General features: G+C 47.7%; 14 protein-coding genes. 11 read left to right on the top strand and 3 right to left on the bottom strand.

Annotation, left to right across the window (positions count from 1 at the left end):
* The first annotated feature begins 33 nt into the window (after positions 1-33).
* The 9 genes from rpsA (at position 34) to B067_RS0112470 (ending at position 8,934) form a co-directional block, all read left to right on the top strand.
* Positions 34-1,707, top strand: coding sequence for a 30S ribosomal protein S1 (rpsA, locus tag B067_RS0112510; protein WP_019530429.1), 1,674 nt, complete (start codon positions 34-36; stop codon positions 1,705-1,707).
* 369 nt (positions 1,708-2,076) lie between these two features.
* Positions 2,077-2,373, top strand: coding sequence for an integration host factor subunit beta (gene ihfB / locus B067_RS0112505; protein WP_019530428.1), 297 nt, complete (start codon positions 2,077-2,079; stop codon positions 2,371-2,373).
* 182 nt (positions 2,374-2,555) lie between these two features.
* Positions 2,556-2,873 carry a LapA family protein gene (locus B067_RS0112500; RefSeq protein ID WP_026244625.1) on the top strand — a complete coding sequence of 106 codons (318 nt, stop codon included), beginning with the start codon at positions 2,556-2,558 and terminating at the stop codon, positions 2,871-2,873.
* A gap of 1 nt (position 2,874) precedes the next feature.
* Positions 2,875-4,074, top strand: a complete 1,200-nt coding sequence (gene lapB, locus B067_RS0112495) for a lipopolysaccharide assembly protein LapB (RefSeq protein ID WP_019530426.1) — start codon at positions 2,875-2,877, stop codon at positions 4,072-4,074.
* A 44-nt stretch (positions 4,075-4,118) separates the two neighbouring features.
* Complete coding sequence (pyrF, locus tag B067_RS0112490; protein WP_019530425.1) at positions 4,119-4,817, top strand: orotidine-5'-phosphate decarboxylase; 699 nt, start codon at positions 4,119-4,121, stop codon at positions 4,815-4,817.
* A 152-nt stretch (positions 4,818-4,969) separates the two neighbouring features.
* Complete coding sequence (locus tag B067_RS0112485; protein ID WP_019530424.1) at positions 4,970-5,248, top strand: ComEA family DNA-binding protein; 279 nt, start codon at positions 4,970-4,972, stop codon at positions 5,246-5,248.
* A 205-nt stretch (positions 5,249-5,453) separates the two neighbouring features.
* Positions 5,454-6,416, top strand: coding sequence for a DHHA1 domain-containing protein (locus B067_RS0112480; RefSeq protein ID WP_019530423.1), 963 nt, complete (start codon positions 5,454-5,456; stop codon positions 6,414-6,416).
* A 23-nt stretch (positions 6,417-6,439) separates the two neighbouring features.
* Positions 6,440-8,674 carry a tRNA(Met) cytidine acetyltransferase TmcA gene (locus tag B067_RS20410; protein WP_019530422.1) on the top strand — a complete coding sequence of 745 codons (2,235 nt, stop codon included), beginning with the start codon at positions 6,440-6,442 and terminating at the stop codon, positions 8,672-8,674.
* A gap of 35 nt (positions 8,675-8,709) precedes the next feature.
* The gene (locus B067_RS0112470; protein ID WP_019530421.1) at positions 8,710-8,934 is read left to right on the top strand and encodes a hypothetical protein; all 225 of its coding nucleotides are present in this window, start codon (positions 8,710-8,712) and stop codon (positions 8,932-8,934) included.
* Between the two features lie 184 nt (positions 8,935-9,118).
* Here B067_RS0112470 and B067_RS20405 read toward each other — a convergent pair whose 3' ends face one another.
* Together B067_RS20405 and B067_RS21330 are read right to left on the bottom strand one after the other, a co-directional pair.
* Positions 9,119-10,252 (bottom strand): FAD-dependent oxidoreductase, encoded by a 1,134-nt coding sequence (locus tag B067_RS20405; protein ID WP_019530420.1) that lies wholly within the window; start codon positions 10,250-10,252, stop codon positions 9,119-9,121.
* Positions 10,253-10,256: 4 nt separating this feature from the next.
* Entirely contained in the window at positions 10,257-10,898 is a 642-nt protein-coding gene (locus B067_RS21330; RefSeq protein WP_156820824.1) for a CBS domain-containing protein, read from the bottom strand.
* Positions 10,899-11,084: 186 nt separating this feature from the next.
* On the opposite strand from B067_RS21330, the gene prfB reads away from it, so the two are divergent.
* Both prfB and lysS read left to right on the top strand, forming a co-directional pair.
* Positions 11,085-12,183, top strand: a protein-coding gene (prfB, locus tag B067_RS0112455; RefSeq protein ID WP_156820823.1) for a peptide chain release factor 2 whose coding sequence is annotated in 2 segments (ribosomal slippage) — positions 11,085-11,159 and positions 11,161-12,183 — 1,098 coding nt in all. Because the reading frame shifts where the segments join, the coding sequence is not laid out codon by codon here.
* 117 nt (positions 12,184-12,300) lie between these two features.
* Complete coding sequence (gene lysS, locus B067_RS0112450; RefSeq protein WP_019530417.1) at positions 12,301-13,836, top strand: lysine--tRNA ligase; 1,536 nt, start codon at positions 12,301-12,303, stop codon at positions 13,834-13,836.
* Between the two features lie 136 nt (positions 13,837-13,972).
* Here lysS and B067_RS20395 read toward each other — a convergent pair whose 3' ends face one another.
* Positions 13,973-14,650, bottom strand: a complete 678-nt coding sequence (locus tag B067_RS20395; RefSeq protein WP_019530416.1) for an N-acetyltransferase — start codon at positions 14,648-14,650, stop codon at positions 13,973-13,975.
* Between the last annotated feature and the right edge of the window lie 90 nt (positions 14,651-14,740).

Genomic DNA, 14,740 nt, shown 5'->3' with positions numbered 1-14,740 from the left:
ATCACTGTGTTTGCTAAGTAAAGAGTATTATTAATGGAAAATTTTGCTGAGTTATTTGAAGAAAGTTTAATCACTTTAAACATGAAGCCTGGTTCTATTGTGACCGGCGTAGTTATCGACATCGACAGCGACTGGGTTACCGTCCACGCTGGTTTAAAGTCTGAAGGCGTTATCCCCCGTAGTGAATTCCTAAGCGAGAGCGGTGAACTATCTCTAGAAATAGGCGATGAAGTTCAAGTTGCTCTTGAAGCAGTAGAAGATGGCTTTGGTGCCACTAAACTGTCTCGCGAAAAAGCCAAACGCGCTGAAGCGTGGAAAGTACTTGAAGCTGCTTTCACTGCTGAAGAGGTTGTTAAAGGCGTTATCAACGGTAAAGTTAAAGGCGGTTTCACCGTTGACGTTAACTCTATCCGTGCATTCTTACCTGGTTCATTGGTTGACGTTCGCCCCGTTCGCGAAACTACTCACCTTGAAGGTAAAGAATTAGATTTCCGCGTAATTAAATTAGACCAGAAGCGCAACAACGTTGTTGTTTCTCGCCGCGCTGTTCTTGAAGAAGCCAACTCTGCTGACCGTGATGCATTGCTTGCTACTTTACAAGAAGGCCAAGCGGTTAAAGGTATCGTTAAAAACCTAACTGACTACGGTGCTTTCGTAGACTTAGGTGGTGTTGACGGCCTATTACACATTACCGATATGGCTTGGAAGCGCATTAAGCACCCAAGTGAAATCGTTAACGTTGGTGACGAAATCGACGTTAAAATCCTTAAGTTTGATCGCGAGCGTAACCGCGTATCTCTAGGTCTTAAGCAATTGGGTGAAGATCCATGGTTGGCGATTACTGGTCGTTACCCAGAGGGTGCCAAAGTTAAGGCTAAAATCACTAACTTAACGGATTACGGTTGTTTCGCCGAAATCGAAGAGGGTGTTGAAGGTTTGGTTCACGTTTCAGAAATGGATTGGACTAACAAAAACATTCACCCGTCTAAGGTTGTTAACTTAGGTGATGAAGTTGAAGTCATGGTATTGGATATAGACGAAGAACGTCGTCGTATCTCTTTGGGTATCAAGCAGTGTCAAGAAAACCCATGGGATGTGTTCGGTCGTGAATTCACCAAAGGCGACAAAATCTCTGGTGCTATCAAGTCTATTACTGACTTCGGTATCTTCATTGGCTTGGACGGCGCTATCGACGGTCTAGTTCACTTGTCTGACATCTCTTGGGATGAGACTGGCGAAGACGCGGTACGCAAGTACAAGAAAGGTGACGAAATTGAAACTGTTATCCTTTCTGTCGATCCAGAACGCGAGCGTATCTCTTTAGGCATCAAGCAATTAGAGGATGATCCATTCTCTGAATACTTGGCCGAGAACGATAAAGGCGCCATCGTCAAAGGTATTGTTAAAGAAGTAGAAGCTAAGTCTGCAGTGATTACGCTTGCTGAAGGCATAGAAGGTACTTTAAAAGCCTCTGAAATCAGCCGTGAAAAAGTTGAAGATGCACGTAACTCGTTGAAAGAAGGCGAAGAAGTTGAAGTGAAGATCATTTCTGCTGACCGCAAAAATCGCGCGATTACGTTGTCTATCAAAGCGAAAGACATTGCTGACGAGAAAGAAGCTGTTAAATCGCACAAAGATACTACAGCGGCAAGTACTGCACCGACCACTATTGGTGACTTGATCAAAGCGCAAATGCAAAAAGACTAATTTTGCATAGCTCTTAGAGCCATTAAAAAGCGCCTAGGCCCAAACCTAGGCGCTTTTTTTATGCCTGCTGTTCTAAGACTGGTTAAATATCCACTACATTTGCCTTAAAACTTGATTTTTAAGGCTTTTTTTGTTGATTTAGGCCGCAAATTGCACAAACGGGCTAGCACTATGGTTTTTCTGTGCTAATCTTCACTTATCTAAAATCTGTTTAGAAACAAATGCTTAGGGCTGATGTTAAGGCTGACAGTAACTAGTGGTTAAAAGTGGCCATAGTTAAACGATGGTTAGGCAGTAGTTAGAGAATAGCCAGACATTAGCAAGATGTGCCTAGCAAGCAGTGCATAAGAGAGATAACAGGAAACCATTATGACCAAGTCGGAGTTGATTGAGCGTATCGCTTCTCGTCAACAACAGTTGTCGGTTAAAGATGTAGAGCTGGCTATTAAAACTATTATTGAGCAAATGTCACAGACATTAGCTATGGGTGAGCGCATAGAGATACGCGGCTTCGGCAGCTTCTCTTTGCACTATCGCGAGCCGCGCTTAGGCCGTAACCCTAAAACTGGTGAAACGGTACAATTGGCGGGCAAATATGTGCCCCATTTTAAACCCGGTAAGGAGATGCGCGAGCGGGTAAACGAAAGCTTGCTTAAAGTCCGATAGAACCGCTGACAAAAAGCCAGATAGGCTAAATAGGTCAGCGGATACTGGGTTCTGTTATTGCGTGCTAGCCCGGTTTACCGGTACTCTATACAGGCGGCGTGATCATTGGTCACGCCGCTTTTTTTGTGGATAAAGGCTATGCTAGATATGTTGTTAATTATCTGTAAGGGAAGGAGGTGACCGTGCGCTTATTACTGCGCCTAGTATTACTGGTAGTGTTGATTGCGGTATTTACGGTAGGGGTGTTGTTTACCCTACAAAATGATACAGCGGTGCCTTTGGATCTGTTATTTGTGCAACTGGATGCGCAATGGTTAGCGCTTTGGATGTTACTGGCTTTTGCCTTGGGTGGCGTGTTTGGTTTGTTGGCAGGGCTGCTGAGTTTGTGGCGGGTAAAACGCGAACGTTATACCTTAAATCGTCAGCTGCAGGCGGCTAATAAAGAGTTGGAAAAACTGCGTGCCGGTAACGCTGGCAAAGCTGTAACAGCTAAGGCATGACATGGTAGATAGCTGGCTGTTGTTATTATTGGTGACTGCCATAGGTATAGGTTGGTATCTGGGGCAGCGCTCATCCTCTGTGATGTCACAGCAGCATGCGCAGACGGCGTTGCAGCAGCAATATTATAAAGGCCTTAATTACCTACTTAATGATCAACCCGATGGCGCGCTGGATGCTTTTATCGAAGCACTGGATGTTAACAGCGAAACCTTAGAGACCCATATAGCGGTAGGTAATTTAATGCGCCGTAAGGGCGAGGTGGAGCGCGCTATACGCATACACCAAAACTTATTATCCCGGCCGACGTTACCCCGCGAGCAGCTACACCAAGCTCACCTAGAATTGGCAAAAGATTTCATCAGCGCAGGTTTATTAGACCGAGCCGAGCTACTATTAGAAGATTTAATTGTCGATGCCCCCGAATTACACAAAACCGCCACGCTGTTACTGCTAGAGATTTTGCAAGATGAAAAAGAGTGGCGGCAAGCAGTAGTCAAGGCGCAGCAGTTACTGCCCAAAAAAACGCTATTAAAAGCCGCCGCTGGCGACCCGATGATAGTGCGGGCCTTGTCGCATTATTATTGCGAGCTGGCTGAGCAAGCGCTAGATAAGCATGATTATCACGCGGCCAGAAAAGATCTGAAACAATCGCTGATGCACGATAAAGACTGCGTGCGTGCCTCGCTGTTGTTAGCCAGGGCCGAATATGAAACCGGCCATTACGAAAACGCGGTTAAAAGCCTGCATAAAATCCGCCATCAAAATTTAAGCTATGTTTCTGAATCTATAAACTTGTTAAAATTGTGCTGCGAAAAGTTAAATGACCCGCAATCTTTCCAGCGCTATCTTAAAATGTGTTTGGATTTATACCCCTCAGTTAGCGTAGTGCTGGCGTTGGCTGAAGATATACAGCGCTTAGAGGGCGATGAAGCCGCCGCTAAATTTATGGGTGGCGAGTTAAAGCGCCGGCCCTCGCTACGCGGCTTAGATAAATTGGTAGCCCTGCATGTGGCCAATAGTCAGGGCACGGCCCGTGACAACTTGGTTATTTTACAGGCATTAATACATAAACTAATGGCCAGCAAGCCGCACTACCGCTGCCAGCATTGCGGCTTTTCTGGCAAAAAATTGCATTGGTTGTGCCCCAGTTGCAAACAGTGGGGTGAGGTTGCCCCCATACGCGGCGCCGAAGGCGATTAAGCGTTTACATTTATCAGTAATAGATTAAGACATATAGAGATATTATGACTACCACATCCCCCGTTATTGTCGCCTTGGATTACAATAACCTACAGCAGGTTGAAGCCTTGGCTGAGCAACTAAACCCTGCCGATTGCCGCTTGAAAGTGGGCAAGGAATTATTTACCTACTGCGGCCCGGCGGTACTCTCGCTGCTGCATAGCAAAGGCTTTGAGGTTTTTCTCGATTTAAAATTTCACGACATCCCCAATACCGTAGCCGGCGCTGTCAAAGCTGCCGCTGATATGGGGGTATGGATGGTGAATGTGCATGCCAGCGGTGGCCAGCGCATGATGGCAGCGGCCAGGGAGGCCATTGCCAATCACCAGCAGCGCCCGTCCTTAATTGCCGTCACCGTGCTTACCAGCATGGAGCAGGCCGACTTGGCTGGGGTGGGCATCAGCTGCACGCCCGCCGAGCAGGTGCAGCGTTTGGCCAGGCTAACCCAGCAATCGGGCCTAGATGGCGTGGTGTGCTCGGCGCAAGAGTCCAGCCTGTTGCGTGACGCCTTGGGTGCAGAGTTTCAATTAGTGACCCCCGGCATACGCCCAGTCGATAGTGAACAGGGCGATCAGCGCCGCATTGCCACCCCTAAGGCGGCGATGGTTGCGGGCAGCCACTACTTGGTGATCGGTAGACCTATTACCCAAAGTAGCGATCCTTTAGCGGCTTTACAGGCCATTAATCAGCAATTAAGCGACTAATAACGTAAATATTACCAATCTAGCTGTGGCGCAGTTGCCTAAAGCGTAAGGCTGTATTAGTTTTTCATTAATGGCTTGTTAATAGGATTTACGAGTCTATTAACCGGCTGTTAACAGCAATAATAACCGTGAAAAACTAAAAGGACTTACTCATGAAACAACTCATTACCGCCATTCTCTGTACCTTGTTACTGCTACCTACCAGCGTTGCCTGGGCCGATCAGTCAGCCGCTATCACTGAGGTTAATATTAATACCGCTGATGCTGCGCAATTGGCAAAGGGCTTAAAAGGTGTAGGTGCCAATAAAGCCAAGGCTATTATTGAATACAGAGAGCTAAATGGCAGCTTTAAATCCCCTGAAGAGCTTACCGAAATTAAGGGTATAGGGGTTAAGTTAGTACAGGATAATCGCGATAGGATTACGCTTTAACGCGGTATCTACGATTAGCTTTGCTCGTAAGTAAACCGGCCGCTGGGTCGGTTTTTTTACATCTGTCATCCCCGTTTCTGCCTAGCTACCCTCTAGCTTATGCCTGAGCTAAAGCCTCTATGCAGCCCTTATTTGTGTTAAGCTGCGCCTTTTTATATGAAGGGTTTATCCCTCTATAGAGTTTTTACATAAAGGAACGTGGTCTGTGGCAATTTATGATGTTTTTAATGGCGATGCCGATGGTATCTGCGCCTTGTTGCAACTGCGCAATGCGCAACCTGCCGATAGCCAATTAATTACCGGGGTTAAGCGCGATATAAAGTTGTTGGATAAAGTGCAGGCCGTAGCAGGCGATACGGTCAATGTTTTCGACATCTCTTTTGATAAAAACCGCCAGGGTGTAGAAGCTGCATTGGCGGCAGGTGCGACGGTGTTTTATGTGGATCACCACCATGCCGGTGAGATCCCGGTTCATCCCAATCTTACAACCATTATCAACATAGCGGCTGACGTATGCACCAGCCTATTAATTAATGGCCATTTAAAAGGCCAGTTTTCTCAGTGGGCTTTAGTAGGCGCCTTTGGCGATAATTTAAAAAACAGTGCGCAGGCCTTAGCTAAAACCATGAGCTTAACTGGCGATGAGTTAGAGCGCTTAGAAAATTTGGGCATATACATGAACTACAACGGCTATGGCTCTAGCGTTGAAGACTTACACTTCGCGCCTGATCAGCTGTACCGTTCTATGATTACCTATAAAACGCCGCTGGAGTTTATGGTAGACGCTAAAGATACCTTTCAGCATTTAGAGCAGGGCTATGAAGAAGATATGTATTCAGCTACCCATATAGCCCCCGAATTCAGTAACGACAATGTCGCGGTTTTTGTTTTCCCCGATGAGCCTTGGGCGCGTCGTGTCAGTGGTGTTTATGGCAATGACCTGGCCAATCAATTTTCCAGTCGCGGCCATGCCGTGGTTACCGAAAAACCTAACGGCAATTATTTGGTTAGTGTGAGAGCGCCATTAAATAACAAAACCGGTGCCGATGAACTTTGCCGTCGCTTTACTAGTGGTGGTGGTAGGGCAGCGGCAGCGGGTATTAATGAATTACCTGCTGCGCAACTACCTGATTTTATTGAGCAGTTTAACCAATTTTATAGCGCCTAAGCTATTTCAGAGCGAGAACCACCGTGGCAGTCAGTGCAGTAAACAAAGCCTTTAAGCAATTGCTTGCCGATGCTCAACAATCGCAACAACGCCGCTTAGTTATTATTGCTGGCGAGCAAGCTTGGGGGCGCAAGCAGCTACAGCAATTAATGTTGTCACAGTTTTTTGAACAGCAGCACCATATTAGTGAAGAACTATTGGGGGCTGAAGATCCTACTATCACTACCCTTAGCCGTAAAAAGTCACAGCAAATGCTGGGCACGGATATTAGCTGTTTGGTATACGATGCCTATAGCGGTTTAGACCCCGATGCTATCGGTGTGCTGGGCGGTGCGATAGTGGGCGGCGGCTTGTTGATTATGCTCACTCCAGAATTAGACGACTGGCATAATTTTTTAGACCCCGATTATCACCGTTTACTGGTGCATCCCAATAAGCCGGAACAGCTAGAACATTTATTTATACGCCGCTTTGCCAGTACTATCGAACAGCTGGATAGCGCACTGATTTGTTCAGAAAAAAATGGCTTAACGATACCTACACCCACACCCACATCACTAGCCCAATCCGGCGCCACAGCAATTGCCGCGCCTGCTATTAGCAGTGCCACGCAAGCCGATTACTGCCGTACGGCTGATCAGCGCGCGGCAGTGGCGGCTATTGTTAAGGTGGTTAAAGGCCACAGGCGCAGGCCCTTGGTGCTTACCTCCGATAGAGGCAGAGGTAAGAGTTCTGCACTGGGTATAGCGGCCGCAGAGCTAATGAAAAGCGGTGTGCAAAAAATTATCATTACCGCGCCAACATTAGCGGCAGTGCAGGCTGTATTCGAACATGCCAAACAATTGTTAGGGGGCGGCACGCATAGTGATAAAGGCCGTTTAAGTCTGGATAATCAGCAGTTGATCTTTATGCCGCCCGATCAATTACTCAGGCCGGCTCCTAAAGCTGATGTGTTATTGGTGGATGAAGCCGCAGCCATACCGCTCACTATTTTAGCGACGCTATTGCAGCAATATAGCCGCGTGGTGTTTGCCTCCACGGTGCATGGTTACGAGGGCGCGGGGCGAGGCTTCGGCATACGCTTTCAGCAAATATTAGATGAACAAACGCCACAGTGGAAAAGCCTGACACTGGAGCAGCCCATACGCTGGCAGGCTAATGACCCGGTAGAGCAGTGGTTGTTTGAAGCGCTATTACTTAACGCCGATTACAGCCTGTCCTTGGCGAAAAAAATAAAACCCCGCGATTGTAAATTTGTTGAGCTCGAACGCCGCGATTTAGTGAACAATGAAGCTTTACTCAGGCAAATATTTTCCTTATTGGTGCTGGCTCATTATCAAACCACGCCGGCAGATTTACGCAATTTATTAGATGGTCCCAATATTCGCGTATGGGTGGCTTTATATGAAGATCAGGTGTTGGCCACCGCCTTGGTTACTGACGAAGGCGACTTTAGTAGAGAGTTAGCCACGGCGGTATGGAAGGGCGAACGTCGTTTGCGTGGCCATTTATTGCCACAAACCTTAGCGGCGCATTCCGGGGTAGAGGTGGCACCTAAGCTGCGCTACCAGCGTATTATGCGCATTGCGGTGCAGCCTGAGCTGCAACAGCAAGGCTTCGGGCAAGCGATGCTAGCGGCGATTAGCGAACAGGCCGAAAAATCCGATGTAGACATTTTGGGTTCTAGTTTTGGGGTGACTGCCGACGTGTTACATTTTTGGCAGCGTGCCGGTTTTACCCCAGTGCGTTTAGGCGTGTCGCGCGATGCCTGTAGTGGCACGCACTCGGCCATAGTGCTGCAGTCGTTTAATCTCTCGGGGGAGTTGGTGATAGATTTAGTACGCTATCGTTTTTTAGAGCATTTCCCTCATCAATTACTCACTTTGTTTGCGGGCTTAGAGCCGGAGTTGGCAGCCGGTTTAATGTTTGGTGGCGAGATGGCCGACCTTATCCTATTGGATGATCAAGACTGGTTAGACATCACCGCCTTTGCCGAAGGTTATAGGGTGTATGAAGTTTGCAGTGTGCCGCTGTGGAAACTAGCTTGTAGCTTTACCGGGCAGTTAGAAGTTAGGCAGTGGTTGACGGATGCGCAGCGTGATTTAGTGGTGTATGTATTATTGCAAAATCGGCCAGCGCCCTGGGTGGCAAAACAATTAGGCTTTACCGGTAGAAAAGAACTTGTGCAAGCACTTAGGGATGTTGTTAAGTTACTCAGCCGGCAGCAAATATTTTTAAGGCCCACCTCGGTGCATTAAATAAACTAGCTAGTTAATAGCGTTAAGGAGCAATAATGTTAGAGCTGGAAGGTCAAGAGCAGGATAAGCGCGTTAGCGTGCAGTTGGTTTCCACCGAGGCGGCCATATTGGCAGCAGCCTCTAGAATCTACGCAGCTTATATCAGTAATGGCAGCGTGCAAGAGGGGCAGGAAGGCACGTATATGCAAGCGGCCATTAAGCAGGCGGCAAAAATGTCGCTAGCGGTAGATGATTTTATTAAGGCTGAAGGTGAGCTGTAATTAGACATCTGGCAGAAGCTTCTATTATAAAGTTACTGACTCGTTTAAAAATGGCCAAGCGTTACTGCAAATCTTTAATGAAGGCATAGAGCGCTTGCACCAAAGTGGTAGGTTGCAAGAGCTGATGATAAAGAATTTAGGCTCTTTAGCCTCCTACCCTAAATAGCGCAGCGTTTAGCCTAGCTTAGTCTTTTTTATTAAGCTTGTTGACGAAGCGGCGATCCAGCCAGCTTTTCCAATACCATACCCAGCTCCCGGCAGCAGAAAAAATTCCCCACTGCGCTAAAGCCCGCTTATTACCCAGCGATAGAATATTCAAAAAATAACGCTGGGGCTGGTAGGGTGTTAAGGCTTTGTTGCGTATCACCCGGTGTAAGTTTTTGGCCAAAGCCTGGCCGGCTCTCACCGCATAGACGCCACTTTTAGGCAGAGCCTGCTCGCTAAAATGTATCATGTCGCCAGCGGCAAAAATATTGGGGTGCGAGCTGCTTTGCAAAAATTGGTTTACATGCACAAACCCCTGTTCGTCGCAATTAACTGTGGTGTTTTTTAGCCACAGCGGTCCGCCTGCTTGGGTAGCCCAAATAACGCAATTAGCGGCTATGCTGCTGCCATCGGCTAAATCTAGGCCATGGTGATGGGCTTTGCTGGCACAGCTATTTACATACAGTTTAATTGTATGGCGCTGTAATTCTTTTTTTATTAATTGGCTATTCGCCGGATTGTATTGGGGTAGTGGGTTTTTGGCGGCGGTCACTAAGCTCAGGCTTACGGTTACCTGTTTGGGCAGGGTTTGTAAGCGCTGTTGTATTGCCAGTAGCAATTCCACGCTGGCCGCGCCGCCGCCGACTACGGCAATTTTATAACTATTACGGCAGTGCTGGATCTCGGTTATTTTTTGCTGCCAGGCGGGCAAGAACTGTTCTATAGGTTTGCTGGCCAAGCCTTGGTCGCTAGCACCGGCGATCGTATCCAATTGATTTTTAGAGCCGGTGTTAAGCGATAGCCAGTCATAAGCTATGGGCGGTATGCCCGGCCCGGACACGCTGTGTTCGGCACTATCGATATAATCTATATCGCCAATGATTAACTTGGCTTGGGCCCGGTGGCAGAGATTAGCCAAGTGAATATGGCATTGCTGCCAGCTGTAATGGCCGGCGATTAAGCCGGGTATCATACCGGAGTAGGGGATATAGTTGCTGAGGCTGATTACGGTAAGCTGTAAGCCGGCGATAGGCTTTTGGCTAAAATACTGCAACACCATTAAGTGGCTGTGGCCGGCACCTACCAGTACTAAACGCATCTTGGCTTTGCTCATAAGTTTAAGCCCATAGCTCTAGCGGTGCTTGATGCACCAGTGTGCGCAAGATGTCTGTGCTGCTGACGATGCCTATTAATCGCCGGTTCTGGTCGGTAATCGGCATAGCACTGATATTTTGCCGGCACATAACATCAGCAATGCTGCGTATCTCGGTTTCTTCGGCGGCGGTAATGACCTTTTTATTCATGATTCGGCTAACGGTAATACTGCGTAAATCTGCCAGGCTGTTATCTAGGCTAAAGCGCATCATATCCCTATCGGTGACTATGCCTATCAGTTCGCCATTTTTATTGATAATGGGTAGATGGTGAAAACGCTGGCGCTTTAGCAATAGGCTGGCGCTGTAGATACTCTCTTGATCATTCATGGCAATAGCGGGGCGGGTCATGATTTGAGTGGCAAAAACAGCGGGTTGGCGCCTTTGCTGGCTAGCCTGTTTGTTTTCTTGATAGTGGTGGGCTAGCTTATCGGCATTAGGCTGTGCCGGGTTTTGTTTGGGGGGTTGTTTGGGGATTGGCACCTCTTGCTCTTTGCTAATGGCCGAGGTGGCTGCGGGCTTTTCTATGGCCTGCACGGTCTTGTCCCTGGCTAGTGTTTCCACGGGGGTCTGTATGCGCAGGCCTTGATCAATAATATAAAACACATTTGCCTCTTGGTGTCGGCCGTTGTTATTACTATATAGCAAGCTTAGGGCTTAAGCTGCAAGTTCTGTTGATTTACCTATGCGGCTAGTTAGGCTAAAATGCCGCGCTTTCGGGGTGCTTAGTGTGTACCTTGCTCTGCTGTACCGCTAGGCAGCTTACTCAATATGTAACGGCTATTAAAACCCATGTTAGAAGTGAACCCCATTAAACAAAATATCAAGGACTTATCGGCTAGAACGGAAGTTCTTAGGGGGTATCTTTGACTATGATGCCAAGAAAGAGCAGCTCACGGAAGTTGAGCTAGAGCTGGGCGAACCCACTGTCTGGGATAATCCCGATAGGGCGCAAGAGTTAGGCCGTGAGCGCTCATCCTTAGAGGCGGTGGTTGCCACCATCGACACAATGACCACCGGCTTGGCGGATATTAGCGACCTGTTGGATATGGCCGCCGCCGAAGACGATGTCGAGACCCTTAGCGAAGTAGAGGCCGAGCTAGCAGAGCTTCAGGCCCAGCTGGAAAAGCTGGAGTTTCGCCGCATGTTCTCAGGGGAAATGGACCCTAATAATGCCTTCCTAGAGATACAGTCAGGCTCAGGTGGCACCGAGGCGCAGGATTGGGCCGAAATGGTATGCCGCATGTACCTACGCTGGGGCGAGGCCAAAGGTTTTAAAGCTGAGCTGTTAGAAGCCTCCGACGGTGACGTGGCGGGCATCAAAAGCGCCACCATACAATTTACTGGCGAGTATGCTTATGGCTGGCTGCGCACCGAAACGGGTGTGCATCGCTTAGTGCGCAAATCACCTTTCGATTCCGGCAGCCGCCGCCATACCTCCTTTTGCTCGGTATTTGTGTCGCCGGAAGTGGACGACAATATCGATATAGAAATCAATCCCTCTGACTTGCGGGTAGACACCTACCGCGCCAGTGGCGCCGGTGGCCAGCACGTCAACAAAACGGACTCGGCTATACGCATTACCCACGAGCCCAGCGGCATAGTGGTGCAGTGCCAAAATCAGCGTTCGCAACATCAAAACCGCGATAACGCCATGAAACAGTTAAAAGCCAAGCTTTACGAAATGGAAATGTCCAAGCGTAACGAAGCGGCACAAGCCATGGAAGACAGCAAATCAGATATAGGCTGGGGCAGCCAGATACGCTCCTATGTATTAGATGACCAACGGATCAAAGACCTGCGCACCAACGTACAAAGCAGCAACTGTGGTGCAGTGTTAGATGGCGACCTCGATCAGTTTATCGTGGCATCGTTGAAGTTGGGGGTTTAAAAAATAGTCACTAGTTGATAGTCGCTAGTCGCTAGAGTGAAGTAAAGATATTTAGAGTTTTGAAGACCCCGTACGGGGAATAGCAGCACACACTTAATAGAAACAATAGAGGAACGTATGTCAGAGCCAACAGAAAATAACGCCGTCCAACAGCAAGGTGAAGAGAACAAACTGATTGCTGAGCGTCGCGCTAAGTTAGCCGATATACGCGAGCAGCGTAACGCTTTCCCCAATACCTTTCGTCGCGCTGATTATGCGCAAGATTTGCAAAACGAATTAGGCAGCAAGGAAAAAGAGTCCTTAGAAGACCTAGACCGACGCGCTTCAGTGGCTGGCCGCATTATGGCCAAGCGTGGCCCGTTTTTAGTGCTGCAAGATATGAGTGGCAGCATTCAAGCCTATGTCGATAAAAAACAACTGCCCGAAGCGCAGCTGCCTGAAATTAAAACCTGGGATATAGGCGATATTATAGGCTGTACCGGCCCGGTGCATAAATCCGGTAAAGGCGATTTGTATGTGTATATGGAAAGCGTAGAGTTGCTAACCAAATCACTGCGCCCCTTACCTGATAAGTTTCACGGACTAAAAGATCAAGAGATGCGTTATCGCCAGCGCTACGTGGATTTAATCATGAGCCCCGAGTCGCGGGATGTGTTTAAAACGCGCTCCAAAATGATTAGCTTTATGCGCAACTACTTTGACGCTGAAAACTTTATGGAGGTAGAGACCCCCATGATGCACACCATACCTGGTGGTGCCACGGCGCGTCCTTTTATTACCCACCACAATACCCTAGATATGGACATGTACCTGCGGGTAGCGCCCGAGCTCTACCTCAAGCGTTTAGTAGTAGGTGGTTTTGAACGGGTATACGAAATTAACCGCAACTTTCGCAACGAAGGCTTATCGACTCGTCACAACCCCGAGTTCACCATGGTAGAGTTTTACCAAGCCTATGCCGATTACAAAGACTTGATGAATCTCACCGAAGATATGTTGCGTAAAATGGCGCAGTCGGTACTAGGCACCACCACTTTAGTGAATACCGTACGCGATGCCGAAGGCGAAGTGGTGAAAACCATAGAGTATGATTTAGCTCAGCCCTTTGCGCGCATCTCGGTATTCGATTCTATTTTGCAATACTGCCCAGAGATAAAAGCGGAAGATATTGCCGACCTAGCAAGCGCCCGTAAAGTAGCCGAAGGTTTAGGTATTAAGCTGAAAGACATATACGGCTTAGGCAAAGTACAAATGGAAATATTTGATGAAGTGGTAGAGCAGCACTTAATTCAACCGACCTTCATTACTGAATACCCCACCGAAGTATCACCGTTGGCGCGTCGTAACAACGACAACCCTTTTGTGACTGATCGCTTTGAGTTTTTCGTGGGTGGCCGCGAAATTGCTAATGGCTTCTCAGAGCTTAATGACGCTGAAGACCAAGCCGAACGCTTTCAAGCACAGGTTGCCGAAAAAGACGCCGGTGACGACGAAGCCATGCATTACGATGCTGACTACATAGCCGCGCTAGAATACGGCTTACCGCCAACAGCGGGTGAGGGCATAGGTATAGATCGCTTGGTGATGTTGTTTACTGACTCACCGACGATTCGAGATGTATTACTGTTTCCGCATATGCGGGCACAGGCCTAGCTTTAAAATCCCCGCCAGTGCGGGGATTTTTTTTGGCTGTTATTAACTACCTGCAAAATGGCGTTGAAAAAGCTGTTAGCTATAACTAGGCATATGGCATCCAGTAATTTTCGCGCCAGTACTATGTTTTATAGAATTAGTCGGGCCTTTGTGCTTTTTTATCCCGCCACATACCAGTGATGATAGGTCCATTATTGGGTGCTTGAAAAGAGCCAATGCTTTTAAATCCCGCCGTTTCATAGCGTGGGTTATTAGCGATGTTGCTTGATTCTAAGTAGGCTGGCATATCGAGCTCATCCACTCTGGCTAAGTTTTCTTTTAATAAATTTATGCCTATATCTTTACCTCGGTAATGGGTGTTTGTGCACAGCAGGCCTAGATAATAATAATTAAGCGCCGGGTTTGGCTGCATTTCTGCGAACAGGTCAAAAGCAGAGGCGACTTCATCTGCTCTGTCGCCACATAGTTGTTGCAACATGTCAGAAAAGTTCTCTTTTTGTTGTTGGGTAAACACACTGCCGCCAGGTGGTATCCAGGCAACAAGCGCTTCATGATTTTCGGTATGAAAAACCCATGGGTAGCGCAGCGAGCCTTGTAAAAATAATGATAAAAACTGTTTGCGAGAGGCGGGGTTGGTAAATGCCCAAGATAAAAAAGGGTCATTTTTAAAAGCATTAAAAACCATCTCTATTAATGCCTCAAAGTCTTCAGGTTTGGTGTTGATAACCGCAATAGCTTCAGCGCTTTGTTCAGAGCTGTCATTATTGTTTTGTGGGGAAATAGATCCTATTGATCCTTGATGGGTTGTAGCCATAAATATACTCCAATACAAACCTTTATTTACAATAGCGTAACGTGATGTAAGGTGGAGTGAAAGCTCCCTAAAAGGGTTGGTTTATCCTTG

The organism is Dasania marina DSM 21967 (genome assembly GCF_000373485.1).
Taxonomy (GTDB): Bacteria; Pseudomonadota; Gammaproteobacteria; order Pseudomonadales; family Dasaniaceae; genus Dasania; species Dasania marina.
The sequence above is the reverse complement of the archived record's forward strand: the minus strand, read 5'-3'. Positions and strand labels throughout refer to the sequence as shown.

Coding starts and splice junctions, on each gene's coding strand:
- pyrF (WP_019530425.1), top strand. CDS start 4,119: ATGACTACCACATCCCCCGTTATTGTCGCCTTGGATTACAATAACCTA.
- lapB (WP_019530426.1), top strand. CDS start 2,875: ATGGTAGATAGCTGGCTGTTGTTATTATTGGTGACTGCCATAGGTATA.
- B067_RS20405 (WP_019530420.1), bottom strand. CDS start 10,252: ATGAGCAAAGCCAAGATGCGTTTAGTACTGGTAGGTGCCGGCCACAGC.
- rpsA (WP_019530429.1), top strand. CDS start 34: ATGGAAAATTTTGCTGAGTTATTTGAAGAAAGTTTAATCACTTTAAAC.
- B067_RS20395 (WP_019530416.1), bottom strand. CDS start 14,650: ATGGCTACAACCCATCAAGGATCAATAGGATCTATTTCCCCACAAAAC.
- lysS (WP_019530417.1), top strand. CDS start 12,301: ATGTCAGAGCCAACAGAAAATAACGCCGTCCAACAGCAAGGTGAAGAG.
- B067_RS0112470 (WP_019530421.1), top strand. CDS start 8,710: ATGTTAGAGCTGGAAGGTCAAGAGCAGGATAAGCGCGTTAGCGTGCAG.
- ihfB (WP_019530428.1), top strand. CDS start 2,077: ATGACCAAGTCGGAGTTGATTGAGCGTATCGCTTCTCGTCAACAACAG.
- B067_RS0112485 (WP_019530424.1), top strand. CDS start 4,970: ATGAAACAACTCATTACCGCCATTCTCTGTACCTTGTTACTGCTACCT.